The 24,845-nt window shown below is 46.6% G+C and carries 23 protein-coding genes; 19 read left to right on the top strand and 4 right to left on the bottom strand.

Annotated features, from left to right (window positions below):
• Positions 1-59: 59 nt before the first annotated feature.
• Positions 60-425 carry a response regulator gene (locus BUR42_RS10055; protein WP_074239106.1) on the bottom strand — a complete coding sequence of 122 codons (366 nt, stop codon included), beginning with the start codon at positions 423-425 and terminating at the stop codon, positions 60-62.
• A gap of 11 nt (positions 426-436) precedes the next feature.
• Entirely contained in the window at positions 437-1,480 is a 1,044-nt protein-coding gene (locus BUR42_RS10050) for a sensor histidine kinase (protein WP_074239105.1), read from the bottom strand.
• 394 nt (positions 1,481-1,874) lie between these two features.
• Here BUR42_RS10050 and BUR42_RS10045 point away from each other — a divergent pair, with 394 nt between their 5' ends.
• From BUR42_RS10045 to BUR42_RS09955, 19 genes are all read left to right on the top strand, one after another.
• Complete coding sequence (locus BUR42_RS10045) at positions 1,875-2,543, top strand: response regulator transcription factor (protein WP_074239104.1); 669 nt, start codon at positions 1,875-1,877, stop codon at positions 2,541-2,543.
• 125 nt (positions 2,544-2,668) lie between these two features.
• Positions 2,669-3,499 carry a polysaccharide biosynthesis/export family protein gene (locus BUR42_RS10040; protein ID WP_074239103.1) on the top strand — a complete coding sequence of 277 codons (831 nt, stop codon included), beginning with the start codon at positions 2,669-2,671 and terminating at the stop codon, positions 3,497-3,499.
• A gap of 7 nt (positions 3,500-3,506) precedes the next feature.
• The gene (locus tag BUR42_RS10035; RefSeq protein WP_074239102.1) at positions 3,507-5,855 is read left to right on the top strand and encodes a GumC family protein; all 2,349 of its coding nucleotides are present in this window, start codon (positions 3,507-3,509) and stop codon (positions 5,853-5,855) included.
• Positions 5,856-5,988: 133 nt separating this feature from the next.
• Positions 5,989-6,516: a UpxY family transcription antiterminator gene (locus BUR42_RS10030; RefSeq protein WP_074239101.1), complete on the top strand. Its 528-nt coding sequence runs from the start codon at positions 5,989-5,991 to the stop codon at positions 6,514-6,516.
• 6 nt (positions 6,517-6,522) lie between these two features.
• On the top strand, positions 6,523-7,542 hold the full coding sequence (locus BUR42_RS10025; RefSeq protein ID WP_074239100.1) for a mannose-1-phosphate guanylyltransferase: 1,020 nt from the start codon (positions 6,523-6,525) through the stop codon (positions 7,540-7,542).
• Position 7,543: 1 nt separating this feature from the next.
• On the top strand, positions 7,544-8,494 hold the full coding sequence (gene fcl / locus BUR42_RS10020; protein WP_074239099.1) for a GDP-L-fucose synthase: 951 nt from the start codon (positions 7,544-7,546) through the stop codon (positions 8,492-8,494).
• Positions 8,495-8,523: 29 nt separating this feature from the next.
• Positions 8,524-9,621 carry a GDP-mannose 4,6-dehydratase gene (gmd, locus tag BUR42_RS10015; RefSeq protein ID WP_074239098.1) on the top strand — a complete coding sequence of 366 codons (1,098 nt, stop codon included), beginning with the start codon at positions 8,524-8,526 and terminating at the stop codon, positions 9,619-9,621.
• A gap of 4 nt (positions 9,622-9,625) precedes the next feature.
• On the top strand, positions 9,626-11,176 hold the full coding sequence (locus tag BUR42_RS10010) for a lipopolysaccharide biosynthesis protein (RefSeq protein WP_074239097.1): 1,551 nt from the start codon (positions 9,626-9,628) through the stop codon (positions 11,174-11,176).
• Positions 11,177-11,179: 3 nt separating this feature from the next.
• Positions 11,180-12,322 (top strand): glycosyltransferase family 4 protein, encoded by a 1,143-nt coding sequence (locus BUR42_RS10005; RefSeq protein WP_074239096.1) that lies wholly within the window; start codon positions 11,180-11,182, stop codon positions 12,320-12,322.
• The gene (locus BUR42_RS10000) at positions 12,319-13,548 is read left to right on the top strand and encodes a hypothetical protein (protein ID WP_074239095.1); all 1,230 of its coding nucleotides are present in this window, start codon (positions 12,319-12,321) and stop codon (positions 13,546-13,548) included. Before BUR42_RS10005 ends, BUR42_RS10000 begins: the two co-directional genes overlap by 4 nt.
• Before the next feature lie 2 nt (positions 13,549-13,550).
• Positions 13,551-14,177 carry an acyltransferase gene (locus BUR42_RS09995; protein ID WP_200798242.1) on the top strand — a complete coding sequence of 209 codons (627 nt, stop codon included), beginning with the start codon at positions 13,551-13,553 and terminating at the stop codon, positions 14,175-14,177.
• A 7-nt stretch (positions 14,178-14,184) separates the two neighbouring features.
• Positions 14,185-14,970 (top strand): glycosyltransferase family 2 protein, encoded by a 786-nt coding sequence (locus BUR42_RS09990; protein ID WP_074239094.1) that lies wholly within the window; start codon positions 14,185-14,187, stop codon positions 14,968-14,970.
• Between the two features lie 5 nt (positions 14,971-14,975).
• The gene (locus BUR42_RS09985; protein WP_074239093.1) at positions 14,976-16,106 is read left to right on the top strand and encodes an XrtY-associated glycosyltransferase XYAG1; all 1,131 of its coding nucleotides are present in this window, start codon (positions 14,976-14,978) and stop codon (positions 16,104-16,106) included.
• Positions 16,106-17,005 (top strand): glycosyltransferase family 2 protein, encoded by a 900-nt coding sequence (locus BUR42_RS09980; protein WP_074239092.1) that lies wholly within the window; start codon positions 16,106-16,108, stop codon positions 17,003-17,005. Before BUR42_RS09985 ends, BUR42_RS09980 begins: the two co-directional genes overlap by 1 nt.
• Positions 17,006-17,008: 3 nt before the next feature.
• On the top strand, positions 17,009-17,554 hold the full coding sequence (locus tag BUR42_RS09975) for a WcaF family extracellular polysaccharide biosynthesis acetyltransferase (RefSeq protein ID WP_074239091.1): 546 nt from the start codon (positions 17,009-17,011) through the stop codon (positions 17,552-17,554).
• The gene (locus BUR42_RS09970) at positions 17,551-18,792 is read left to right on the top strand and encodes a WcaI family glycosyltransferase (RefSeq protein ID WP_074239090.1); all 1,242 of its coding nucleotides are present in this window, start codon (positions 17,551-17,553) and stop codon (positions 18,790-18,792) included. The genes BUR42_RS09975 and BUR42_RS09970 overlap by 4 nt, the downstream gene beginning before the upstream one ends.
• 5 nt (positions 18,793-18,797) lie before the next feature.
• Positions 18,798-20,183 (top strand): undecaprenyl-phosphate glucose phosphotransferase, encoded by a 1,386-nt coding sequence (locus BUR42_RS09965; protein ID WP_074239089.1) that lies wholly within the window; start codon positions 18,798-18,800, stop codon positions 20,181-20,183.
• Positions 20,173-20,874, top strand: a complete 702-nt coding sequence (locus tag BUR42_RS09960) for a tyrosine-protein phosphatase (RefSeq protein WP_074239088.1) — start codon at positions 20,173-20,175, stop codon at positions 20,872-20,874. Before BUR42_RS09965 ends, BUR42_RS09960 begins: the two co-directional genes overlap by 11 nt.
• Positions 20,875-20,962: 88 nt before the next feature.
• Positions 20,963-21,667, top strand: a complete 705-nt coding sequence (locus BUR42_RS09955) for a hypothetical protein (RefSeq protein WP_074239087.1) — start codon at positions 20,963-20,965, stop codon at positions 21,665-21,667.
• On the opposite strand, the gene BUR42_RS09950 is transcribed toward BUR42_RS09955, so the two are convergent.
• Complete coding sequence (locus BUR42_RS09950) at positions 21,664-23,487, bottom strand: ulvan lysase-like protein (protein WP_074239086.1); 1,824 nt, start codon at positions 23,485-23,487, stop codon at positions 21,664-21,666. The two genes, BUR42_RS09955 and BUR42_RS09950, sit on opposite strands and share 4 nt — an antisense overlap.
• A 101-nt stretch (positions 23,488-23,588) precedes the next feature.
• Positions 23,589-24,845: a glycoside hydrolase family 99 protein gene (locus BUR42_RS09945; RefSeq protein ID WP_074239085.1), complete on the bottom strand. Its 1,257-nt coding sequence runs from the start codon at positions 24,843-24,845 to the stop codon at positions 23,589-23,591.

Raw genomic sequence — 24,845 nt, 5'->3', positions numbered from 1 at the left:
AACACCTCAAAAATAAAAAGCCTCCGCCCTCTGCAGCGCGGCAAGGTTCCTGCAAAAACTCAGACTAACACCTTCTTGATCGTTGCATGCAAATTCTTAAACAGGAAAGGCTTCGTCACATATCCCGCTGCACCTTTCCTCATCGCCAGGTTAATTTCTTCAATCTCTGTTTTAGCAGTAAGCATGATCACGGGAATATTGCTCAATGTACTGTCGTTCTTAAAAGACTCCAGTAATTCATACCCATTCACCACAGGCATATACACATCACTGATCACAAGGTCCGGAAGCTTCTGCCTCGCCAGCTTAATACCATCCTCTCCGTTTCCGGCCAGGATCACTTTAAACTGGTGTAACTCCAGCAACGTTTTCAACGTTTCGGATAAACTGCTTTTATCTTCTATGAGAAGGATCGTTCTATTCATATACGGTTTGCTTAGACATGGTCTTCATACCTGAATGTCAGGGTGAAGGTGGTTCCTTTATTCTCCTCGCTTGATACATCAATTGTGCCGTTATTCATTTCCGTAAAAGTTTTTACAATCGCAAGACCTAACCCTGTTCCTTCAATATGGTCCACATTACTTCCCCTGTAAAAAGAAGTAAATAAATGCGGAATGTCTTTGGCCGGAATACCAATACCATAATCAAAAACCCTGATCATCATTTTGTGCTTCTGATAGGAAAGCTGGATAGAAGGATTCTTTTTCACAGAGTACTTAAACGCATTACTGATCAGGTTCGTGAGGATCTTCGACAGTTGACTTTTATCCACATATATCTTGCGCGGTTCTCCGGATATCTTCACATTGAGTACTCTTTCGTCCTTCCTTTCAGAGAAGTACTGGAACTTCAGGTAGTTCAACACCTGCTCAACATCTACTGCTGTTTTCTTTACCTCATAGTTGTTGGACACGATCTTACTGAGCGTCAGGATCTCATCCAGCATGCTGTTCAGGTTAAAGATCTCCCCGGATACTTTGGAAATATTATGCTGATAGAAACTATTCAGCAATCCGTCCATTTGCAAACGCGTTTCCAGCAGGTCCACTGCGGAAGCAATAGCTGTTAAAGGGGTCCTGAACTCATGAGAGGTCATAGACATGAAATTAGCTTTCATCTCGTGCAGCGACTTCTCTTTCTCCAGGTGCTGCAATTGCAGTTTTAAAGTTTGCTTTTTTTCAACGGGTTTGCCAATAGCCAGCAGGAATGGTTTGCGGTTAATATTAATACGGCTCGCCTTGAAATCTATCAGCGTTTTAGTGCCGGGGATAGAAGTAGTAATAATAAAAGAATCCTGGAACAAAGGGAACATCGTGTCCGGAAGGAACTGCCCATTACCATAATGCGCCTGCAATGGTTTGTCCGTGATCGCTTTTCGTTTGCCTCCACCCAGCAGGTCTATGGCAGCATTATTCGCTTTTAGTACGATCAGCTCTGAAGGATCTATGAGTAAAACGGGTTCCTTTATTCCATTCATCAGATGGCTAACTTTAATATATTGCTGAGACTTCATCGCAGTGTTATACGGTTTTTCGATATGGCGCGGGCCATTAAAGCAGGATTGGTCTTAAGTCTTTGCATTAGTTCGGGGAATAAATAAAGGCACAGGTAAGATAAGCATAGAATCCGGCACTTTTTTAAGATTATTTTTATTTCAACGGAACTTCCCCACAATACTGGTATATATTTCTACATTGAATATGAATTTCGTATATTTATTACTAAAATGAGTAAAATTAGACCCTATATAACCGACCTGTTATCAATAAATTAAAATTACCCTTCGTTTTTTTGCCTGATTTGGACTTAAATTTGATAAGTGTTAGGACAAAACATATCGGCAGGAAAACCACTTTAACGTTAACCGTTATATGATCACTATTGGCATAATTGAAGACAATCACTTTCAACTAAATAATTACAAGGAGTTCTTAGAAGATTTCCAGGAGTGCAAAGTTGTATTTGCATGCCGCTCGATGGAAGAGTTTAAAGCGCTTCCCTACAAAGACCCGGATGTAAAAGCAATCCTGCTGGACATCTCACTGCCCGGCGAATCAGGCATCAGTGGCATGGAAGAATTAAAACGCATTTACCCGGACGCAAAGATCATTGTTCTTTCAGGGCATGATGGAAAAGAATATGTTATAGAATCCATCCGCAAAGGCGCCAGTGGATATATTATAAAAACCAGCAGGCTGATGGAGATCTATCACAGCATCCTGGATGCCATCAACCAGGGTGGCACCTTGTCCCCCAAAGCCGCACATATGCTGATAGATCATGTTAGCAAAGACCCGCTGGAAAGTGTGAAAGACCGGCTCACGAAAAGAGAGTACGAGTTATTACAACTTTTGAAGGATGGGTATTCTTATAAAGAAATGGCGGAAAAGCTCTTTGTTACTGTATTCACCGTTAACCAGCATTTAAAGAAAGTATACCAGAAGCTCAACGTAGCCAGTAAATCCGAGCTGATCTCCAAGATCTGGTCCAACAGCCTGTTTTGTTCCCTAATCTGCATTGCTGCCGCAATACTACTTTAATAAGTAGTAACATTCGTCCTTATCTCCCTATTTGTACTTCTCTGAGTAAGTTTTATTTTTTTATCATGATTTAATATTGCACTGTGATCATAACCATATAAGAACAGTAATATTAAATTGATGTAATGCGCCCGACACGAGAACCATTCTTTATTATTAAAACCTCATTACTGCTAAGTTTCAGCTGTTTGTTATTCTCCTGTGTTAGTACAAAGAAAGCGGCATATTTTAATAATGTGAACGACACTGCACTCGCAAGGGTGAAAGGTGATTTTGAACCTGTTATTCAAAAGAACGACATCCTGCAGATCAATGTGAGCGCCATGAACCCCCAGGAGGCCATGTTGTACAATCTGCCTAACACCTATTCACCCGGGGCAGCCACTCCTTCAGCTGCAGCAGGTGGCCACAGCGCCGCTGTTACAGCTGCTAACCCCGTAGCCGGCTACCTGGTGAACCAGCAGGGATATATCCAGTTTCCTGTATTGGGCTCCCTGAAAGCAGAAGGCCTCACAAAAAAAGCATTGACGGATACCATTCAAAATCAGCTTGCGGAACGGAAACTACTGGTAGACCCTGTAGTAAGCATCCGTTTCCTCAACTACAGGGTCACTATACTGGGAGAAGTGGCACAACCTGCCGTAGTGAATGTAACGAGTGAAAAGATCTCCATCATGGAAGCGCTGGGCATGGTAGGTGATATTACCATCTATGGAAAGAAGGACAATGTGCTGCTGATCCGTGAAACAGAAGGGGAACGTATAACAAAGAGGCTCAATCTCAACGATGCCCAGATGCTCACATCGCCTTATTACTTCCTCAAACCTAACGACGTTATTTACGTGGAACCCAATAAATCCAAAGTAGCTAATGCCAGCAAGTCAAGTACCGTTATACCCATCGTGTTAAGCGGCTTGTCTTTACTGGTGATTGTTCTGGACCGGTTGGTGAAATAGAAAAATTATGCAACAGTTCAATAGTAACCATAGACGTAAGCAGCCACAGGAACAAATAGACCTGATGGCGCTGATCAGGTATCGTTATCTGTCGTACTGGCCATTATTTCTGCTGGCCGCTGCGTTGGGCGTAGGTGTTGCGATGTTGTATCTCCGATATGCCACTGCTACCTACAAAATATCCGCCACATTACTGGTAAAGGAAGAATCCAAAAAACTGGGAGAAAAGGACCTGCTGGCCTCCCTGGACCTTTTTGGATCTGATAAGAATATTGAGAACGAAATGCAGATCCTGTACTCCCGCACACTCGCTACCGAAGTTGCCAGGAACCTGCAATTATATGGAGAAGTATACCAGAAAGGAAAAGTACGTGACCTGATCGCATATGAGAATGCACCGCTGCAGTTCAGGTTCCTGGAACCGCGTAAGATCAAACCCGGCAAACCGGAAATAGTGCCGTTTGTTTACAACGCATCAAAAGCAACCGTTTCCCTGTACGATAAAACATATCCATTGAATGACACGGTTGCCACTCCATGGGGTAAAATGCTCATCAAAGCGCATCCCGGCGTATTGCCGGATGATAATACCTATTATCTCCGGATCACAGACGAAAAGCAATTGACACAGGTGATCCTCAGCAGGCTCAGCGTAGCACCCGTTTCTAAAATGGGTACAGTGATCAAACTGGAATACAGCGATGTGGCACCCGCAAGGGGAGAAGACATCCTGAACGAACTGATCAAAGTATACAATGCCGCCGCCATAGAAGATAAGAACAGGGTAGCTGCCAGCACTATGTCCTTTGTGGAAGACCGCCTGAACATTGTAACACAGGAGCTGGGCCAGGTAGAAGCAAAAGTAGAACAGTTTAAAAGAAAGGAAGGGATTGTAGACATCAGTGAACAAAGCAAACTGTTCCTGGAAAGTGTGCAGGAGAACGATTCAAAAATGAGTGAAGCAAACATGCAGTTATCTGTACTGGATGCCATTGAAAAATATGTAAGCGGAAAAGGAGAGGGCGAAAATATTGTTCCCGCTACTTTAGGCCTCAGTGATCCGGTATTGATGGAGCTGGTGGCCAAACTCTACGAAACAGAAATGGAACGGGAGCGCCTGAGGAAAACAACAGGCGAGAACAGTCCCTTGTTAGGAGCCCTGAACCGCCAGATCGCGAAGCTTACCCCCAGCATTATGGAGAACATCAACAGCCTCCGTGCTAACCTGAACGCCGGTAAAGAGAAACTGGAAAGTGCCAATGGCCGTTTCATGGGGATCCTGCGGAGTGTGCCGGGTAAAGAAAGAGCATTGGTGGAAGTAAGCCGCGAAAGAGAGATCAAGAACAATATCTACACCTTCCTTTTACAAAAACGCGAAGAAACAGCACTTGCTTATGCAGCTGCTATTTCAGACAGCCGTATCGTAGACGCAGCAGAATCTTCCGCTGTACCCTTCAGTCCTAAAAAGATGACGGTACTTGCTATGGCTATTATAGCAGGTATTGTATTGGTAGCTGCTATCATCACCATCAGGGATATGCTCAACAGGGAGATCGTTGAAAAGGCTGAGATAGAAAAAGCAACGGCAGCACCCATTGTGGCAGAGATCATGTACGACGATAATAACGAAGCCCTGGTGATAGGAGATGGAAAACGCAGCCTGGTGGCAGAGCAGTTCCGTTCCCTGAGAACATCGCTTTCCTATATCGGCCTGAATGGGGATAACAAAACCCTGCTGGTCACCTCTTCTATTTCAGGAGAAGGTAAAAGCTTTGTATCCATCAACCTGGCCGCCAGTATTTCACTGATCCGTAAAAAAGTGGTGTTGCTGGAATTTGACCTCCGTAAACCCATGATCAGTAAAATGCTGGGCATCAAACGGGAACCGGGCATCACTAATTACCTGGTAGGCCGCAACAGTATATCAGAGATGCTGCAACCGGTGCCGGGTAATGAGTACCTGTTTGTATTACCGGCCGGTGTGATCCCACCTAACCCAACAGAGCTGATCCTGAACGGCAGGCTGGAAGAAATGCTCTCGCATCTGAAAACCATGTTTGATTATGTGATCATCGATACAGCGCCGGTAGGCCTGGTAACAGATGCCCGTTTGCTGGCACCTTTTGCTGACGCATGCCTCTATGTACTGCGCCAGCAGGTTACACCTAAACTGCATCTCAAATTAATAGACGAATTATATCGCAATAAAGAAGTGGGTAAACTTAACCTGGTATTCAATGGTGTACGCCCGCGTGGCGTAGCAGCAGCTGGTTACGGTTACGGATATGGTTATGTGGATGAACCTAAGAAGAACGGTAAACGCAAGCGGTTCATCAGAAGTATTTTCAATATATAATTAACAGCCTCATAGCTGTGAAACCATACTCATGTGACTGAGGAGGCGAAGCTCTGCCTACCCGAATCTTTACTGCCTTTGGTAAACCCGCGTTAAGAAGACCAACTAATCGTTAACCAAAAATTGAAACCTTATGCAACAAGAAGTGCATGCCTGGTACGCACTGTATACCAGGTCAAGAGCGGAGAAAAAAGTAGCAGAAACGCTTACCCGTAAGCAGGTGGAATGTTACTGCCCGTTAAACCAGGTGGAAAAACGTTGGAGCGACCGGCGGAAGATCGTGGAAGAACCTTTGTTCTCTTCCTATGTATTTGTACGGATCCCGGAACGCATGAAATCGCTGGTAAGAGAAGTGGAAGGGGTGGTGAACTTTGTATACTGGCTGGGTAAACCTGCCGTTATACAATCCCAGGAAATTGAGCTGATCAAAAGTTTTCTGCGGGACCACAAAAACGTGACCCTGGAAAAAGTACCTATCCGCCAGAACGATATGGTGGAGATCACTGCAGGCCCTTTAATGCATCATCGCGGAAGGATCATTGAAGTGAGCAGGAATAAAGTGAAGGCCGTACTCCATAGCCTGGGTTATGCCATGATCGCTACGCTCGCTGCCAACGAAGTGGTAACTGTAGACGAAGCCCTCGAACAAACTTATATATAAAGAACCATGCATCATATCTTACTTTGTGGCGGGTCCGGCACCCGCCTCTGGCCATTGTCTAACCAGCAAACACCCAAACAGCTATTGCCTTTGTTTGAAGACCGGAGCCTGTTACAACTCACTTACTTAAGGAACAGAACTGCCTGTACAAATATTATGGCCATCATGAATGCCCAACAGCAGCACATGATAGCCACACAATTACAGGAAGCAGGGGCAGAAAACCCTATGCTGCTGGCTGAGCCTGTTGGCCGTAATACGGCCGCTGCCATTGCTTTGGCGGCATTTGTTACAGCCCCTGAAACGGTGTTGCTCATCACGCCGGCAGATCACCTGATCGGTACACCAGACCTCTATGCACAAACAATAGCCACTGCAAAGGAACTCGCAGAAGCGGATAACCTTGTTACCATTGGCCTGCAGCCTAACTATCCTGAAACCGGTTATGGTTACATACAATACAAAGGATATGATGTGCTGCGCTTTGTGGAAAAGCCAGATCTGCCAACCGCTACACTGTTACTGGAAAGCAGGGATTACCTCTGGAACAGCGGCATCTTCTGTTGCAAAGCAGGCGTAATGCTGGAAGAACTGCAAAAGTATGCACCGGCTATTTACGAAGCTGCTGCCATCGCTGCAGAAGAATGGTTGCAGACCGGCACCGTTTCCCTCGGCACAATGGAGGCCATTCCTGCAGATAGTATAGACTATGCCGTGATGGAAAAGAGCCAGCGTGTGAAAGTAGTGCCCAGTTATATGCAATGGAGTGATGTAGGCAGCTACGAAGCCCTCTCGGAAGCTTTAACGCAACATTACCAGTACAGCAATCACCAGGCAGTTTTCATCAACAGTGATCCGCAGAACAGTATGGTGATCGGGAAAGAGAAGCTGGTGGCACTGGTAGGTGTGGAAAACATGGTAGTGGTAGATACCCCCGGCGCATTGCTGATCATGCAGAAGGGAAAAGGACAGGAAATAAAACAATTACATCAATGGGTGAAAGAGAATCGCCCGGAATTATTATGAGATGAAACTAACAGATAAGATCTATATAGCAGGGCACCGCGGAATGGTAGGAGGTGCCATTAAAAGGAAATTGATCGCACTGGGCTACCAGAACATTATCCTGCGTACTTCCGGGGAGCTGGACCTCCGTTCACAGGCAGAAGTAGATGCCTTCTTTGCAGAAGAGCAGCCGGATTATGTATTCCTGGCAGCAGCCAAAGTGGGCGGTATTCATGCTAACAATACTTACAGGGCAGAATTCCTCTACGATAACCTTATGATCGCTTCCAATATCATTCATGCCGCCTGGAAATACAAGGTTACCAAACTGATGTTCCTCGGCAGTTCCTGTATCTATCCCCGCATGGCACCACAGCCCTTGCAGGAAAGTAGTTTGCTCACAGGCCCCCTGGAACAGACGAATGAACCTTATGCCATCGCCAAGATCGCGGGCATTAAATTATGTGAAGCATACCGGGACCAGTATGGTTGCAACTTTATTAGTGTGATGCCCACTAACCTGTATGGCATCGGCGATAATTACCATCCTGAAAACTCCCATGTACTGCCTGCACTGATCCGCAGGTTCTACGAAGCCCGCGTCAATAAAAAAGATACGGTCACCGTATGGGGCAGTGGTACACCCAAACGCGAATTCCTTTTTGCAGATGATCTCGCAGATGCCTGTGTATTCCTCATGCAGGAATATAACGGAAGGGAACTGGTGAACATCGGAACAGGGGAAGACCTCAGCATCAGGGAACTCGCGGAAGCAGTAAAAGCAGTGACCAGCTTCGAAGGAGAGATCATCTTTGATGCCTCCAAACCAGATGGTACCCCGCGCAAACTGATGGATGTATCCAAACTGCATCAGTTAGGCTGGCGGCATAGAACAGACCTCAAAACAGGTCTTACCCTCGCTTACAGCGACTTCGTGAAAAAACAATTCTCCGTCATGAACGCGATCGGATAATACTTATAACACTTCTAAAAAACAATCAAATGAAAGTAGCTTTAATTACTGGTGTAAACGGACAGGATGGCGCCTACCTGGCGGAATTATTGTTGGAGAAAGGCTATATGGTACACGGCGTAAAACGCCGCGCTTCGCTGATCAACACAGAGCGTATCGATCACCTGTACCAGGACCCCCACAGCGAAAATGTTCGCTTCCGGCTCCATTATGGGGACATGACGGACAGTACCAATATCATCCGCATCATACAGGAAACACAACCTGATGAAATATATAACCTGGCCGCGATGAGCCATGTAAAAGTGAGCTTTGATACGCCGGAATATACTGCCAATGCCGATGGCATTGGAACACTCCGCATCCTGGAAGCCCTGCGCATCCTCAAGCTGGAGAATAAAACAAAGGTATACCAGGCCAGTACTTCAGAACTCTATGGCCTGGTGCAGGAAGTGCCGCAAAAGGAAAGCACGCCTTTTTATCCAAGGAGCCCTTATGCAGTAGCCAAGCTCTACGCTTACTGGATCACCGTAAACTACAGGGAAGCCTATAACATGTTTGCCTGCAACGGTATCCTCTTCAACCACGAAAGCCCCCTGCGCGGTGAAACTTTCGTAACCCGTAAGATCACCCGTGCAGTAGCAGCTATTGTACTGGGCATGCAGGATAAGTTATTCCTCGGTAACCTCGATGCCCGCAGGGACTGGGGCCATGCGAAAGATTATGTGGAAGCCATGTGGCGCATCCTGCAACAGGATAAGGCAGACGATTATGTGATTGCCACAGGTGTTACTACCACCGTGCGCGACTTTGTGCGCATGGCATTTGATGAACTGGGCATTGAACTGGAATTCATTGGTGAAGGTGCGGAAGAGATAGGTATTGTTTCCGCCTGCCGGAATAAAGAATACATTTTACCTGTAGGGAAAGAAGTAGTAGCAGTAGACCCTGCTTATTTCCGTCCTACGGAAGTGGAATTGCTGATCGGCGATCCTACCAAATCAAAAACTGTTCTCGGCTGGGAACCTAAATACGACCTGCCCGCCCTCGTGAAAGAAATGGTAGCTGCTGATCTGGAAGTGTTCCGGAAGAAAGAGGTGACGCAGTTTGAACATCTGATCGGTTAATTTTATGCAGGCAGCCAACAGGGTAGTTTTAAATACAGGATTCCTATACGGAAAGATGCTCATTTCCATGTTCATTGCATTGTATGCAACGAGGCTGGTGCTGAATGCATTGGGTGTGGAGGATTACGGCATCTTTAACCTGGTAAGCGGTATTGTGGCCATGCTGTCTTTTCTGAACAGCTCCATGACCATGTCCACCCAGCGGTATATGTCCTTTTTCCTGGGAGCAGGCGATGAGCAGAAACTGAAAACTGCCTTTAACTCCAGTGTATGGCTGCATCTTGCGATAGGTATTGTGGTTGTGGGCCTGCTGGAAATAGCGGGCCTCTACCTGTTCAGTAATGTGCTGAACATCCCGGCAGCAAGATTGCCTGCCGCTAAGCTCATCTTTCACTTTATGGCACTGAGTGCTTTCTTCACTATTATATCTGTTCCTTATGATGCGATCATCAATACACATGAGAACATGTTCCTCGTGGCAGTATTGGGCATCCTGGAATCTGTGGTGAAGCTCAGTATTGCCATATGCCTGCAATACGTGGCAACGGATAAGCTGATCCTGTATGGTGCTGTGCTGGCATTGCTCACGGTAGCATTGCTCCTGGCAAAGCGGGTGTACTGCGCCCTGAAATACAAAGAAAGCAAAATGAGCGTGCGTGATTTTGACAGGCAATTGCTGAAAGAAATGTTTGCTTATTCCGGCTGGGGTATGATAGGTGCATCCGGTGTAATTGCTAAAACACAGGGTGTGGCCATGATCCTGAACGTTTTCTTTGGCGCGGTGATCAATGCAGCCTTTGCTATTGCCAACCAGGTGAACGCACAACTCAGTTTTTTTGCAGTGACCATGTTGCAATCCCTGAACCCGCAACTGGTGAAAAGCGAAGGCAGTGGTAACAGGGAAAGGATGATCATGCTGTCTATGATGGCCTGTAAGTTCTCTTTTTACCTGATGGCCTTCTTTGCCATTCCTGCACTGATCGAAATGCCTTTTGTGTTAAAGCTCTGGCTGAATAACATTCCTGAACATACTGTTATCTTCTGCCGGCTCATCATTGTAGCCTCCCTGGCTTACCAGTTGTCTGCCGGTTTACAGATGGCGGTACATGCTGTTGGAAGGATAGGGAAATACCAGGTGATCATGAGCATCCTGCTGCTGCTAAACCTGCCCGGCGCTTATCTTTTGCTGAAAGCAGGATGGCCGCCGGCTTCTGTATTGGTATTGAGCATATTCATTGAATGTGTGATCACGGCTTACAGGATCTTCGCGGCAAAACGGCATACGGGCATGCCAGTAGCCGATTTTCTGCGCAGGGTAGTGCTGAATGCCATGCTGCCGGTAGTACTGGCCACATTGTTCTCCCTGGTCCCTTACTATTTCATGGAAGAAGGATTTGCCCGCCTTTTATGTACCGGTATCATAACAGTGGTGAGCCTGACCTTATTTATCCGCCTCATGGGCTTAACGCCTTATGAAAAGGAAAAACTGGAAGGGATCATTTTTAAAGTAATGTCTAAAGTACATCCCCGGCTGGCTGTACCTAAAGCGAATTAACAGATGAACATCTTATTCTTTACCAATATTTCTCCATTTCCGCAAAACGGCGGCGAAAAGCTCCGGAGCTATTACCTGCTGAAAGTACTGTCTGAACTCGGCCACCAGGTATTTGCCATCATCGGTAATGAAGAAAAGGCGGACCTGCAGGAGTACCGGATAGAAGGCGTGGAGTTCTTTACGCATGAAGAAAAAGCACTGGGCCTGGCAGACCGGCTAACAGGCAGGCATCACTTTCAACGCACGGCTTCCGTATTACAATTGTTTGAAAAGATCATCCAGAACAGGAAAATAGATCTTGCTTTCCTGGACTATGGTTACATCGGTCAATACATCAGTTATTTCAGGAACCGGCGTATTCCCGTAATCCTGGGCACCCATAATGCGCAGGCACTGCACACGCAGCAGGTGCCTGCGAAGGGTTTTGTGAAAAAGCTGAGAAGGTCGCAACTGGTAGCCGTGGAAAAACTGCACGAAAGGAAATATTTCAACCAGGCCGCCGCCGTACTGGTGGTGAGCGAAGTAGATAAAGCCTACCACAGATCGTTCATCGATCCTTCAAAGCTCTTTGTGATCCCCAACTTCCTGGACGAGAGAGAGTATGAGCTGGATGTAGTAAGGGATCCGAATGTGTTGGTGATGACCGCTAATTTTTCCATGTACATGAACTATGAAGGGTTGAAATGGTTCGTGGAAAATGTATGGAACGATGAACTGGCTGCACGTTTCCAGTTATTGCTGGTAGGCCGGCATTCCAAAGAAGCCCTGAAAAAGCTGAAAGGAACGGAAGAATGGAAGAACATTAAAGCAATAGGCAAAGTGCCGGATGTAAAACCTTTCATCGGCATGGCCAGTGGCGTGATCATTCCTTTACTCCATGGCAGTGGTACCCGTTTAAAATGCCTGGAGGCCATGGCACTCAAAACACCCGTGATCAGCACGGCCAAAGGAGTAGAAGGGGTGCGGAGCGAAAACTTCATTATCGCTAATACAGCGGAAGGTTTTAAGAACGCCCTGCTCACCTTTAATGGTAAGGGGCAGCATTTAGGCACCTTACTCCGCGAAGATTTTATGCAGGAATACAGCGCAGCCGTGAATAAGAAGAGAATGGAAGAGATCATTAATGCACAACTGTTACCGCAATGAACCTGAAGAAGACCGGCGTTTTTCTGTACACTATGCTAAGTACTTTAAAAGTATCCTTAGTAGGACAGTTATGGCTGAATGAATTCCTCGTGATCCTGGCAACGCCCTTCACTTACAAACCCAGCGACCTGGACGAATATCCTTATCTGAAAAAGATGCTGGCAGCCTTATTGCTGCTGTTGATGTTCCAGGTGGTGACGGACCTGCTGATCGTACACAGCACACCGCAGAACTATCTCCGCGGCTGGGCCGGTACTATCATCGCCATGTTGTCCTTCATCTTTTTATTCAAAACATTGAATGAACCCTCAACGATCTTATTCTTCATATTCATGACCATGATCAAGAACATCATCTATACAGATGATATCGTGGATTCGGATATGAGTTATTTTAAATTCAAGATAGCACCCATTTTAACCAATGCCATGTACCTCCTGGTCTATTACCTGTATCAGCGGGGAGAGCAGAAGTTGGTGTTATCCTCACTGGTCGGTTTCAGCCTGTTGTGCTTTGCCATGGATTCCCGCTCCACCGGATTGATCTTCTTTATCAGTGCCGCTATCATTTATTTCTTGAACAGTAAAGTATCCATCTCGCGGCAAAAGATCATCCTCTTCTCCGTGATTGCCGCCATACTCTTCCAGATCTGCTACTTCTTTTATGTAAGGGCAGTGCTGGATGGAGAAATAGGAGGGGACCACTCAAGAGAACAGTTGGAAAGGCTGGATAATCCATATAACCCGCTGGGCCTCTTAATAACAGGGCGTGCGGAAACTTTTGCTGCCGGCGCCGCCATTGCAGACAAGCCCATTTTCGGCCATGGCTCCTGGGCACCGGATAAAACATTAAAGTATTACATGATCCTGCTGATGTACCACGATGAAGAGATGAACCTGCAATCCGCCAGGGAAATAGATCACCTCGTACCCAGCCACTCTGTATTGATGGGGGCCTGGGTGAACTGGGGGATTGGGGGCTTCCTTGCCATCTGTTATTTGTTCTGGCTGCTGATGAAAATAGGTTTCAACCTTATCCGGAACGGACAGGAGTTAGCCTTATACCCGGTACTGGTGTTAATGACCATAGGGTTGATGTGGACCTTCCTGTTCTCACCCTTCCAGGCCTTGCGGCTGTATATACCGGGCATTGCAGCCATACTGCTTACATCATATTATGAACTGAAAGAGATGACAGTGCCGGAATGGGCACTCTATAATAATTAATTATGTCAACGCAACCATTATTTCACGAGAAAACAGACGCCAGAACAGGCAAGGTGAAAATGTACAGGGATAATCCCCTTTACTTTTTGCGCAGGTCTAATATTTCCCTGTATAAAAGCTTTTTACTCTATCTCTATTACAGCATTGCCATCTGGCTGCCTGATCCCCCACGGCCTATTGGTGGATTATGCATGTCCTTCCGCACCTTCCTGGCTTCGCGCATTTTTCACCGCAGCGGCAGGCACATCAAGATCGGCAGGAATGTACACTTTGGCAGTGGTAAACATGTAGAGATAGGCGATTACACGGGCCTGAACACCAACTGCTGGATCGGTAATGATACCATCATTGGCAGCGATGTAATGTTTGGCCCGGATGTGAGCATTCTCTCCGGCGGCCATAATTTCGAACGTATTGATATTCCCATGCGCGAACAGGGTGCAACACCCAGGAGGCCGGTAGTGATAGGAGATGATGTGTGGATAGGTACCCGGGTGATCATTCTGCCCGGTGTGCATATAGGCTCACATTCCATTATTGGCGCAGGTGCCGTAGTTACGAAAGACGTACCGGAATATGCCATCGTAGCAGGTAATCCCGCTACCATTAAAAAATTCAGAAACCAATAAGCGACCGATGTCAAAATTAGTATCAATCGTTATTCCCGTATACAATGGGCAGGAGTATATCCATGAAACACTGGATAGCATATTGGGCCAGACCTACAAGAATTACGAACTCATTGTGGTGGATGGGGCATCCTCAGACAAAACGATGGAAATACTGGAAAGGAAAAGGGGCCTGATAGATGTACTGATCTCCGAAAAGGACGAAGGCATGTACGATGCCCTGAGGAAAGGATTCAACAAAGCGAACGGTGATTACCTCTGCTATATCAATGCGGACGATCGCCTGCTGCCCTACGCTTTGGAAAAGGTGGTGCAGAAGTTTGAAGAGGAAGATTGTGATCTGGTGTTCGGCGATGTGAACTACATCAATGAAACAGGCAATATCATCTTCTCCTACAAAGGTGTCAACTTCAATCATAAAGCTATCCGCAGTATCCGCAGGGTGCCTTTTGCACAGCAAAGTTCCTTCTGGACGAGAGAGATCTATGACCGCAACGGCGGTTTTGATAAATCGCTGAAATATGTGGCAGACTCCAAGTTCCTTTTATCTGTTTGCCTGGACCCCGGCGTGATCAAAGGATATGTGCCTTTGCCTTTGGGAGAGTACCGCCTGCATGGCAATTCTTTTTCCGTATCCGTAACAGATAAAATGGTGCATGAGCATCACCGCATGATGGCAGAATTCAACCTGGGTGGTACTTCTGTTTCCAGGTATTTCTATGAAATGGTGGCCAAGGTATTGAACCTGAAGGGCATCTTTAAGAAGCTCACATACAAAGGCGCAAAATTCTAAACAGGATGAAGATTCTTTTTATAGTTCCCTCTTATAAACCAGCCTACGTATATGGTGGCCCTATTGTGACCATTGCACGGTTAGCAGAACGGCTGGTGGTATTAGGGCATGAGGTGACGGTGTATACCACTACGGCAAATGGTAAAACAGAGCTGGATGTGCCCTTGCATGAACCTGTTTTAATGGAGGGTGTGAAAGTGCAGTATTTTAAAAGGATCACAAAAGATCATACACATATCTCCCCGGCACTCTGGCGTAAAACCTGGACTACCGTTAAAAAGTTTGATGCTGTGCATATTCACTCCTGGTGGAACTTCCTGGTAATGGGCGCTGCCCTGATCTGTACCATGAGAGGAGTGAAGCCGGTACTGAGCCCGCATGGCATGATGTGCGATTATGTTTTCAACAGCAGGAACCAGCTGAAGAAAAGGATCATGCACAAACTGTTTGGAAAATACCTGCTCTCTAAAACCCACCTGCATGTTTCATCTCCCATGGAATGGAAGGAATGTTTGCAGGTGAATGAAAAATGGAAGGGCGATCTCATCTTTAACCTGGTAGACCTCCCTGCCGGTAACTTTCTCCGGAAAGAGAACAACCACTTTACGATCAGCTTCCTCTCCCGCATAGATCCGAAAAAAGGACTGGACATCCTGCTGCACGCCCTCTCTAAAGTACCCTTCTCTTATAAACTGCAGATAGCTGGTTCAGGAGAAGAAACTTACCTCAGGGAACTGTCCCGGATAGTGGCAGACCTGGAAATGGAGGATAAAGTAGAGTGGGCAGGATGGAAGAACAACGAAGATAAATTCACCTTCCTTGCTGAATCCGATCTGTTCGCCCTCACTTCTCACAACGAAAACTTTGCACTTGTAGTGGTAGAGTCGCTGGCTGTAGGTACCCCGGTTTTGCTGAGTGAACATGTGGGCTTGTCAAAATATGTGGATGAGAACCGCCTGGGATGGATCACCGGTATTGATGATGTGGAAGAGGTGCGCTCGCAGCTGACAGCAGCTTACAGCAACTGGGAGGAACGCAGGCGGATCCGCAAAGATGCAGGAGCGATCATCTACCATGATTTTAATGAAACAAAACTGGCTACAGATTACGTAACCATGTACAAGCAATTAAGCTAATGAAGATCGCAGTCGTTATCCTTACTTATAATGAATCCAAACACATTGGCCGCTGCCTGGACAGTATGAAGCAGGTATCTGATGATATCTATATCATAGACGCTTTTTCTACAGACGATACGGTAGCCATCGCAGAACGGTACGGCGCAAAAGTATTCACCCGTAAATGGCTGAACTATGCGGACCAGTTCCAGTGGGCATTGGAGAACTGCCGTATCACTACCCCCTGGGTAATGCGGATGGATGCAGATGAATACCTGGAACCGGCATTGATCAAAGAAATTCAAACAGCCGTTATCCCGGATAACATAACCGGTATCTACATCCGCAGGAAAGTGCTGTTCAAAGATAAATGGATCCGTTACGGCGGTTTCTATCCGCATACCTTACTGCGTATCTGGCGCAATGCACAGGGTAGTATAGAACAACGCTGGATGGATGAACATATTGTGTTATCAGGCGGCGATACCATGTTATTCAAAGAACATATTGTAGACCACAACCTGAACTCTATTCACTGGTGGGTGAACAAACATAATAACTACGCCATCCGGGAGATGGTAGACCTCCTGAACATAAAATACCGTTTCCTGGAAACAGACGAACGGCTGATCACCAGCGAAAGTTCCCAGGCTAAACGAAAACGCTTTCTCAAAGAAAAGGTATATGCCACGCTTTCCCCCGGTGCGAGGGCTTCCATGTATTTCTTTTTCCGCTACTTCCTGCGTTTTGGATTCATGGATGGATATAAGGGCTTTATTTTCCACTTCATGCAGGGATACTGGTACCGTTTGCTGGTGGATGTGAACATGAAAGAGTTTGAGGATAAACTGAACGGGGATACCAGTAAAGAGAAGCTAAAAGCATTACTAAGATCTGATTATAATATTTCTCTCTAAGCCATGAGAACAGACCTGTCAACATTCAACGTAGGCAATTATAAAGCAGGGCCGGGCTGGAAAGTATTCACCTGGTACTTTGTGAACTATTACATTTTTAACAGCGCACTGCCATGGCCTTATAGCTTTAAAAGAAAGCTCTTGCAGCTCTTCGGTGCCAAAGTGGGAAAGGGCCTTGTGATCAAAACAAAAGTACGGATCAAGAACCCCTGGCGCCTGGAGATCGGGGACCATTGCTGGATAGGAGAATCTGTATGGATAGATAACCTGGAAGATGTAACCATCGGAGATCATGTATGCCTTTCTCAGGGCGTGTTATTGCTCACCGGTAATCATGATTATACTTTGCCTGATTTTCCATACCGCCTGGGTAAGATAAAGATTGAAGATGGTGCCTGGATAGGTGCAGAATCTGTTGTATGCCCCGGCGTTACCTGCAGCTCTCATGCTATCCTTACGGTGAATTCCGTAGCCACAAAAAATATGGAAGCATGGCAGATCTATTCAGGAAATCCTGCATCCTTTGTTCGTAAACGTAATATGAAATGAGTAAACGGTTATTACTGATAGGCGGAAATTTTGCACCGGAGCCAACAGGCATTGGTAAATACAATGGCGAAATGATCAACTGGCTCGTGGATAACGGTTATGAATGTACGGTGATCACTTCTTATCCTTATTACCCGCAATGGGCAGTACAGCAACCTTACCAAAAGGTAAAGTCCTGGTATAAGAAGGAGATTTTGCGGGATGGTAAGCTGAAGGTATACCGCTGCCCGCAATATGTTCCCGCTAAACCATCGGGTAAAAAACGTATCCTGCTGGACCTTTCCTTTTGCCTTTCCGCTTTTTTCAAGTTACTGCAATTGATCCCCGGTAAAAAATATGATGTGGTGATCGCGGTAGTACCTTCTTTTCAATTAGGCCTGCTGGCAGTACTCTATAAAAAGCTCCGCGGAGCTAAATTCCTCTATCATATACAGGACATGCAGATAGAAGCAGCGAGGGATTTGCAGATGATCCGTTCCAAACGCGCTATCAGCATGCTGCTGGGTGTGGAAAGATACATCCTGAAACAGGCGGACATTGTAAGCAGTATTTCAGATGGCATGATGCAGAAGATAGGAGAGAAGGCGGAAAAGGAGATCTTCTTTTTTCCTAACTGGGTTGATACGGCATTGTTCCATCCCCTGGAAGATAAAACAGCCCTGAAGCTGGAATATGGCTTCTCTGCTACAGATAAGGTGTTATTGTATTCTGGTGCTATAGGAGAGAAACAGGGCCTGGAATCTATCCTGTATGCTGCACAGGCTATGCAGGACAGGAAGGACCTGCAATTCCTGATCTGCGGCTCGGGGCCTTATAAAGAGCAGTTACAGCAACAGGCACAAAAGATGGGATTACAAAGGGTAACCTTTTTGCCCCTGCAGTCATTTGAAACCTTCAACCGTTTTCTGAACATGGCCGATGTACACCTGGTGATACAAAAAGCCAGTGCCAGCGACCTGGTGATGCCTTCCAAACTCACCACTATCCTGGCAGTAGGCGGCATGGCCCTGATCACGGCCAACCCCGGGTCCGGCCTGCACACGTTGGTGCAGCAGCACAGGATTGGCCTGGTAGTGAATGCGGAAGACCAGGAGGCATTGAATGAAGGCATCCGTATGGCAGTGGGAGAGGAAGCCCGGGAGGTTACACAACAGGCACGTGCTTATGCAGCAGAGCACCTGTCTATAGGAAGGGTGATGCGCAGGTTTGAAGAATATGTTGTTCAACGCAATTATTAACTATTATGCTTAACCGGTATTTAAAAATATTTCTGATCCAGATCATCGTGGTGGACTTCGTCTTCCTGAATGCCATCTTTTTTATTGCAGGCTTCAACTGGCGGCAGTATGATCTGCTGGAACATACCGGGGCCGATGCTTTTTTGCTGGTCTCTAACATCGCCTGGGCGGTTGCCTTATACACTACGGGTATCTATGCCGTAAGCCAGCAACTGTCCTACGAAAAAATGGCCAGGAAAACTATCCAGGGATTGCTGCTGTACTTCCTGGTACTGCTTTCCTTCCTCTTTTTATACGGGCATTTATATTCCCGCTTTTTTGTGATCATGTACTGCCTGCTGTTTGTAGCAGCGGTAGTGATCAGCCGCCTGATATTTTACTGGGTCACTAATTCCATTCTTAAGAGCAAGGAAATAGAGCGGAAGATGGTGATCCTCGGCTACAACGATCTCTCCAAGAAACTGGCAGATAATTTACTGGCAGAAAAAAGTAACCTGAAGTTTGAAGGGTATTTTGAAGAATACAGCAAAGTACAGGAACTCTCCTACTACCCGGTGATAGGAGGCCTGAAGGATTGTGTGCCTTATGCAAAATCCAATAACATCCGCGAGATCTATTCCACTTTATCGCCGGAACAGTTCCCATACCTGTATACGCTGGCGTATGAAGCAGAACAGCATTTTATTCACTTCCGCTTTGTGCCTGATTTCAAGATGTTCGTGAACCGGCAGATCTACGTGGATTACTTCCATAACATGCCCATCATCTCTTTGCGCTCAGAGCCATTGGATGATATTGCGAACCGCATCCGCAAACGCATCTTCGACCTGGTGTTCAGCTCCATTGTGGTGATATTCATCCTGAGCTGGCTGATCCCCCTGCTGGCATTGCTGATCCGCCTGGAATCCAAAGGCCCTGTGTTCTTTATCCAGCACCGCACCGGCAGGAACAACAAAACATTCCGCTGCCTGAAGTTGCGGAGCATGTACGTGAATAAAGAAGCCAATGCCAAACAGGCTACGCGTAACGACAGTCGTTTTACCCGCGTAGGCCGCATCCTCCGGAAAACCAACCTGGATGAGATGCCGCAATTCCTGAATGTACTTTTGGGTGATATGTCTATTATCGGCCCAAGGCCACATATGCTGAAACATACAGAAGAATATTCCCGCATCATTCAGCAATACATGATCCGCCACTTCCTGAAACCGGGCATCAGCGGATGGGCACAGGTAAATGGCTTCCGTGGCGAGATCACAGAAGACCTGCAATTGCGCAGGCGCGTGGAATACGACATCTGGTATATGGAGAACTGGTCTGTTTACCTGGACCTGCGTATCATATTTTTAACCGTAGCGAATACGATAAGAGGAGAGAAAAATGCGTTCTGATCTGTTACTGCACGACATGCATTCGCACCTGTTACCCGCGCTGGACGATGGGGCAAAGCATATAGAAGACTCGCTGTCGCTGATCCGTCAGCTCTCGGCATTGGGCTATAAGAAGCTGATCACCACACCACACGTGATCTCCGGCCTCTATTACAACAGCGCGGATACTATTTTCCCCGCACTGGAAGTATTGAGGGCGGCGGTAGAAAAAGAAGGCATTCCCATAGAACTGGATGCTGCCGCAGAATACATGATGGATGATTATTTTGAAACTTTGCTGGCAGACAAAACGCCGCTGCTCACCATCAACGGAAAATATGTGCTCGTGGAATTTTCCTATGTAGCGCATCCTCCCAATTACAGGACCATCTTCTTTGATCTTAAGATGGCAGGGTATGAACCCATCCTGGCGCATCCGGAAAGGTATATGTACCTCCATCAGCAGTTTGAAGTATACCGGGAACTATTTGAAACAGGCATCCTTTTGCAGGTGAACCTTTTATCTTTGATGGGATATTACGGGAGCCGCGTGCAGAAGGTGGCCATGCAGTTACTGGAAGAAGGATTGGTGCATTTTATTGGTTCAGATGTACATCATCAGAAACATATTGACACCATTTCAGGATTTGAAATGAACCGTTCGCTGGAAAAATTGTTTGATAAGGGATTGCTCAGAAATGAACAATTATGAATAAATAACGTAATTTTAATAAGCACGTTAACCTGCCAGGGGAAGGGCAGTTATTTCAAAACTGAATACATAAACCAAGGGTTGCATAATGAAAGCCTCCACCGGAGCCAATAGTTTTCCTGATACCAAGGGATTAATAGAAGACGTTTTCCATGAAATAAGGTCCATTCTTTCAAGCATTTTATCCAGCGTTGAATTAATAGAGCTATATGGGGAAAGAGCTGTTGCCGGCGACAAGATCAGCCGGCAGACAGGATCTATTAAATTACAGGTCATCGAACTGGAATTCCTGATGCAGAATGTCCGCATCATTCAGCACATTTTAAACAAAACGATCACCGCTAAAAGACTGCCCACCAACGTGGCGCACCTGCTCAGGAACCTTATCCGGGACGATAGGTATGCGCCTCTGTTTGCATCCTGGGTGAAATTTGAGGCGCACAATACAAGAGAGGTAGCGTATGTGGACGAATTCCTGCTGAAACAACTGGTACTGAACCTCTTGTTCCGTATGCGCAGGAACTCCCTCGATAAAACAACGCCCTCCCTGGTATGCAGTTTTGAAGCAGATCACATCGTATTCACTTGTACCTATACCGCCAATGCAGGCGATCAGTCTTTTTCTTCTTCCATCAAAACATTTGAGCCGGGTAACCTGCAGGCCTTCCTGGACCAGCGGATCTGTGGCCTGATCTCCTATGTGGCGGAACTCCACGAAGGCAGTTTTGATATTGCCGGCGCAGGAGAAGGCCAGATAGAAATGCTGGTAAGGATACCTTACGATGTAGCTTAAGATACGGAAATCCTGATTTGAATATCCCTTGCGGTGAACTGTATAGGAAGTGCTTCCACTCCCGGCACGAAATTAAAGACCCGCGCTAACACCTTCATCGGGGCATTCGCTTCGATCTTAACCAATCCTCCTTTTTTATGGATCTCTATCTTTTTGTCAGACAGGATGCTGATCTTTTCGTTGTTGCTACTCACCACCGGCAGAAAGTACGATGCCTCATTATTTGAGGTGCTGGCATGGATCAGTACGGCATCCTTACTAAATGTATACCTGGTTTTACAGCTGGCATCCGGTGCCGGTGACTGATTTTCATCCACCAGGGAAGAGCGGGATTCCAAGGTGATGCGCTCATTTGTTTGTGTTGTGGTCACCGTGGCCTTGAGGTCATTTACATTGCGGAAGTTGCCTGTTTCAAACCTGGGGGTAAGGCACATACTGTTGGGATCTTTATCCGGCTGCATATTAATGGCTTCCTGCAGCTGGTACCTGTTCATACTGGCCACCAGGATGGTGCCTGCCTTTTCATGCCACAGCAGGGATAATGCACCGCCACTGGCATGCCCGCCTTTCATTACATATTCCTGGTCATATCCCGTCACTGTACCGCGCCACTTGTCTTTTGCAATCAGCCAGGTATAGATATCCGGAAAAGCTTTTATGCCGTAAGCACTTTCTCTTGGTAGCCTGGCTTTGGAGGGCTTTACTTCTTTGGCATGCATCAGCAGGGTTACCAATGCTTTACTGTGTGCCATGGAATGGTTCACACAGGGCAGTACGCCATGCTGTACATAATGGGGCCCTCCATGAAGCAGGTTGTTATATGTGCATTGTGCCAGCAGCCGGGTATTTCTCAGGGCTACCGTATAGAAAGCCGGGTCCCTGTCTGCCATCAGACCATATGCAGGCTGGCAGCCATCGCTGGTCCTGCTGCCCCACCAGGTCCATTTAAAGTTCCGGGTTCCCCAGCTGTTATCCCATGCGCCGTCCGGCAGCATGAACTCCATATGCGCTTTCATGGATTGTACCGCTTTGTCCATTACCACCTTATCATTCATCAGCTTCGCATATAGGACCATGGAAGGAAGGGATTCTTCCACATTGTACCCAAGGTCTACCGCATAACATCCTTTTGTGCTTTTGGCCGGTATTGGTTTTCCTTCCCCGAAGAGGAAATTGTCTTTCGGTGTAAAGGAGGCCAGGGCTTCATGCGCCAGTGTTTTGCCTTTTTCTGTAAAGTGTGGCTGGTCCAGGTATTTACCTAACAGGCACAGCGCATAACTGGCAGAAACAGGGTAATTGATATTGCCGAAATTGATGCTAAAGGTATTGTAAACATATTCCCCTGCTTTCAGCAAACGGGCCTTCCATTTTTCTACCGTTGCCTTATCCAGCAGGTGCCCGAAATGAATAAGGGATTCAGCCAGTGTAACGGAAGTGAAAACAGTGATACCTTTCCAGAAGTTTACTTTCGCTTCATTGATCCAGGCGCCGTCAGGAGTGCTTACGTTCTCTTCCATCCAGTTGTACAGGTGGTGTACCGCATCCAGGTATTGCTTGTCCCCGGTTTTATCTGCCATGTATAGCAGGGGATAAATAGCATCCCCGCATCTGCCATGTACAGTGTTACAGGCAGGGCACTTAATACCGCCATTGTTTTCCTGTAAGGCCAGTAATTGCGCTCCCCATTGGCGTACCAGCTGATCGCTTAAGGTAAGTAATTCATTGTCTGCAGGCAGGGCGAATGCCGGGAAATGGGGCAGGAGCAAGCTTGTACCGCCCAACGCACTCAGTTTGAGAAAATCTCTTCTGGATGTTGACATGTAATGAAAAGTTTATCGTGGAATGTGGAATCCCTGTAAATGTATAAAAAAAGGGGATGTATCAAAAAAATGATACATCCCCTCTATGGAATTCAGGTTTGTTATTTCCTGACCGGCATCTTCAGGCTCAGGGGTTTTTCATTCCGCAGCATTTTAGCTGCTTCCCCTGTTAACCAGAGATAATGATCTGAGGGCATGCCATCCATATCAATAAAGGAGGTTTTTGTACTCACCGGTGGATTATTGCTGCCTTTGAAGATAGCCGTAGCCTCATTCACTTCATCAAACATAGCCACATACAGCATAGAAGCCCCTGCAGTTAAAGCGGTAGCTACCTGCTGCCAATAGAAACGGCCACCCTGGCGGGGGATAGAACCTACAGGTTTCACATCGTCAGGGAACTCGTAACGGCTCAGGTTATGCCAGCTGAAACCAGGATAGATACAAGGCACATAATCTACCTTATTTGCCCTGCACCAGGCCAGGTCATCTATCAGGTTATCGCGGTAACGGTCCATATCGTTATGCAGCAATGGGGAATAACGTTGCACCATCCAGGGTAATACAATATCGGATTTGCGGATCAGTTGATGGAGGTAGGGATCATTGATGCAATCTGCATTCAGGGTACGCCAGGCAGTGGGTACACCCAGCATAATAGAACATCCTCCATACACCGGATCATTTTGCAGGAAGTCCATCAGCTTTTCCAGGCCAATATTGCGGATGTTATACGGGCGGTCAGGGAAACCAACACCCCATATGGTCACCAGCGGTTTGCCGTTGTGATGCAGATAGCCGGGCGCGTTGGTCACCTTCAGCTGGTCCACCATATATTTCCAGTCCTCTATCAATGCAGAGCAGTCTTCTCCCGAACCCCGCAGGCCGGAAAGATCATACATCACCGCAATAGCCCTTTTGTATTTGGTGGCGGCGGCAAAGGCATTCTTCATAATAACACCCGAAATGGAATCCCGGTTTTTGGCATTGTTGAAGAACCTTTGCATAAACACGCCATCAACACCATATTCCTGCATCCATTTAAAATGAAGGTCTACAGAACTTTTATCATAAGAACTGAAGAACTTTGCAGGTTCTCCGTTCTTTAGTTTCCAGGGAGTGTTATATGTTCTTTCATACTCCGTTACATCCGGCCACATGTCTATGCCGCTGCGGTCTTCATTCCCATAAGCAAACCGTCTTGCATTGGAGCCATCTCCTTCCGCACGGAACCATCCCTGGTAACCTGCCATTACAAGTCCTTTATAAGTAGGATAGCTGGTTTGCTTACTGTGTTTTAGTTGTGAAAAGAGCAAGGTGTTAGCCAGTATCAGCAACGTGGTGAATAGTAGTCTCAT

Source organism: Chitinophaga niabensis, assembly GCF_900129465.1.
GTDB classification, from domain to species: domain Bacteria; phylum Bacteroidota; class Bacteroidia; order Chitinophagales; family Chitinophagaceae; genus Chitinophaga; species Chitinophaga niabensis.
The sequence above is the reverse complement of the archived record's forward strand: the minus strand, read 5'-3'. Positions and strand labels throughout refer to the sequence as shown.

What these genes read in the sequence shown, in the direction of transcription:
- BUR42_RS10055 (WP_074239106.1), bottom strand. Translation starts at nt 425, where the DNA reads ATGAATAGAACGATCCTTCTCATAGAAGATAAAAGCAGTTTATCCGAA.
- BUR42_RS10050 (WP_074239105.1), bottom strand. Translation starts at nt 1,480, where the DNA reads ATGAATGGAATAAAGGAACCCGTTTTACTCATAGATCCTTCAGAGCTG.
- BUR42_RS10045 (WP_074239104.1), top strand. Translation starts at nt 1,875, where the DNA reads ATGATCACTATTGGCATAATTGAAGACAATCACTTTCAACTAAATAAT.
- BUR42_RS10040 (WP_074239103.1), top strand. Translation starts at nt 2,669, where the DNA reads ATGCGCCCGACACGAGAACCATTCTTTATTATTAAAACCTCATTACTG.
- BUR42_RS10035 (WP_074239102.1), top strand. Translation starts at nt 3,507, where the DNA reads ATGCAACAGTTCAATAGTAACCATAGACGTAAGCAGCCACAGGAACAA.
- BUR42_RS10030 (WP_074239101.1), top strand. Translation starts at nt 5,989, where the DNA reads ATGCAACAAGAAGTGCATGCCTGGTACGCACTGTATACCAGGTCAAGA.
- BUR42_RS10025 (WP_074239100.1), top strand. Translation starts at nt 6,523, where the DNA reads ATGCATCATATCTTACTTTGTGGCGGGTCCGGCACCCGCCTCTGGCCA.
- fcl (WP_074239099.1), top strand. Translation starts at nt 7,544, where the DNA reads ATGAAACTAACAGATAAGATCTATATAGCAGGGCACCGCGGAATGGTA.
- gmd (WP_074239098.1), top strand. Translation starts at nt 8,524, where the DNA reads ATGAAAGTAGCTTTAATTACTGGTGTAAACGGACAGGATGGCGCCTAC.
- BUR42_RS10010 (WP_074239097.1), top strand. Translation starts at nt 9,626, where the DNA reads ATGCAGGCAGCCAACAGGGTAGTTTTAAATACAGGATTCCTATACGGA.
- BUR42_RS10005 (WP_074239096.1), top strand. Translation starts at nt 11,180, where the DNA reads ATGAACATCTTATTCTTTACCAATATTTCTCCATTTCCGCAAAACGGC.
- BUR42_RS10000 (WP_074239095.1), top strand. Translation starts at nt 12,319, where the DNA reads ATGAACCTGAAGAAGACCGGCGTTTTTCTGTACACTATGCTAAGTACT.
- BUR42_RS09995 (WP_200798242.1), top strand. Translation starts at nt 13,551, where the DNA reads ATGTCAACGCAACCATTATTTCACGAGAAAACAGACGCCAGAACAGGC.
- BUR42_RS09990 (WP_074239094.1), top strand. Translation starts at nt 14,185, where the DNA reads ATGTCAAAATTAGTATCAATCGTTATTCCCGTATACAATGGGCAGGAG.
- BUR42_RS09985 (WP_074239093.1), top strand. Translation starts at nt 14,976, where the DNA reads ATGAAGATTCTTTTTATAGTTCCCTCTTATAAACCAGCCTACGTATAT.
- BUR42_RS09980 (WP_074239092.1), top strand. Translation starts at nt 16,106, where the DNA reads ATGAAGATCGCAGTCGTTATCCTTACTTATAATGAATCCAAACACATT.
- BUR42_RS09975 (WP_074239091.1), top strand. Translation starts at nt 17,009, where the DNA reads ATGAGAACAGACCTGTCAACATTCAACGTAGGCAATTATAAAGCAGGG.
- BUR42_RS09970 (WP_074239090.1), top strand. Translation starts at nt 17,551, where the DNA reads ATGAGTAAACGGTTATTACTGATAGGCGGAAATTTTGCACCGGAGCCA.
- BUR42_RS09965 (WP_074239089.1), top strand. Translation starts at nt 18,798, where the DNA reads ATGCTTAACCGGTATTTAAAAATATTTCTGATCCAGATCATCGTGGTG.
- BUR42_RS09960 (WP_074239088.1), top strand. Translation starts at nt 20,173, where the DNA reads ATGCGTTCTGATCTGTTACTGCACGACATGCATTCGCACCTGTTACCC.
- BUR42_RS09955 (WP_074239087.1), top strand. Translation starts at nt 20,963, where the DNA reads ATGAAAGCCTCCACCGGAGCCAATAGTTTTCCTGATACCAAGGGATTA.
- BUR42_RS09950 (WP_074239086.1), bottom strand. Translation starts at nt 23,487, where the DNA reads ATGTCAACATCCAGAAGAGATTTTCTCAAACTGAGTGCGTTGGGCGGT.
- BUR42_RS09945 (WP_074239085.1), bottom strand. Translation starts at nt 24,845, where the DNA reads ATGAGACTACTATTCACCACGTTGCTGATACTGGCTAACACCTTGCTC.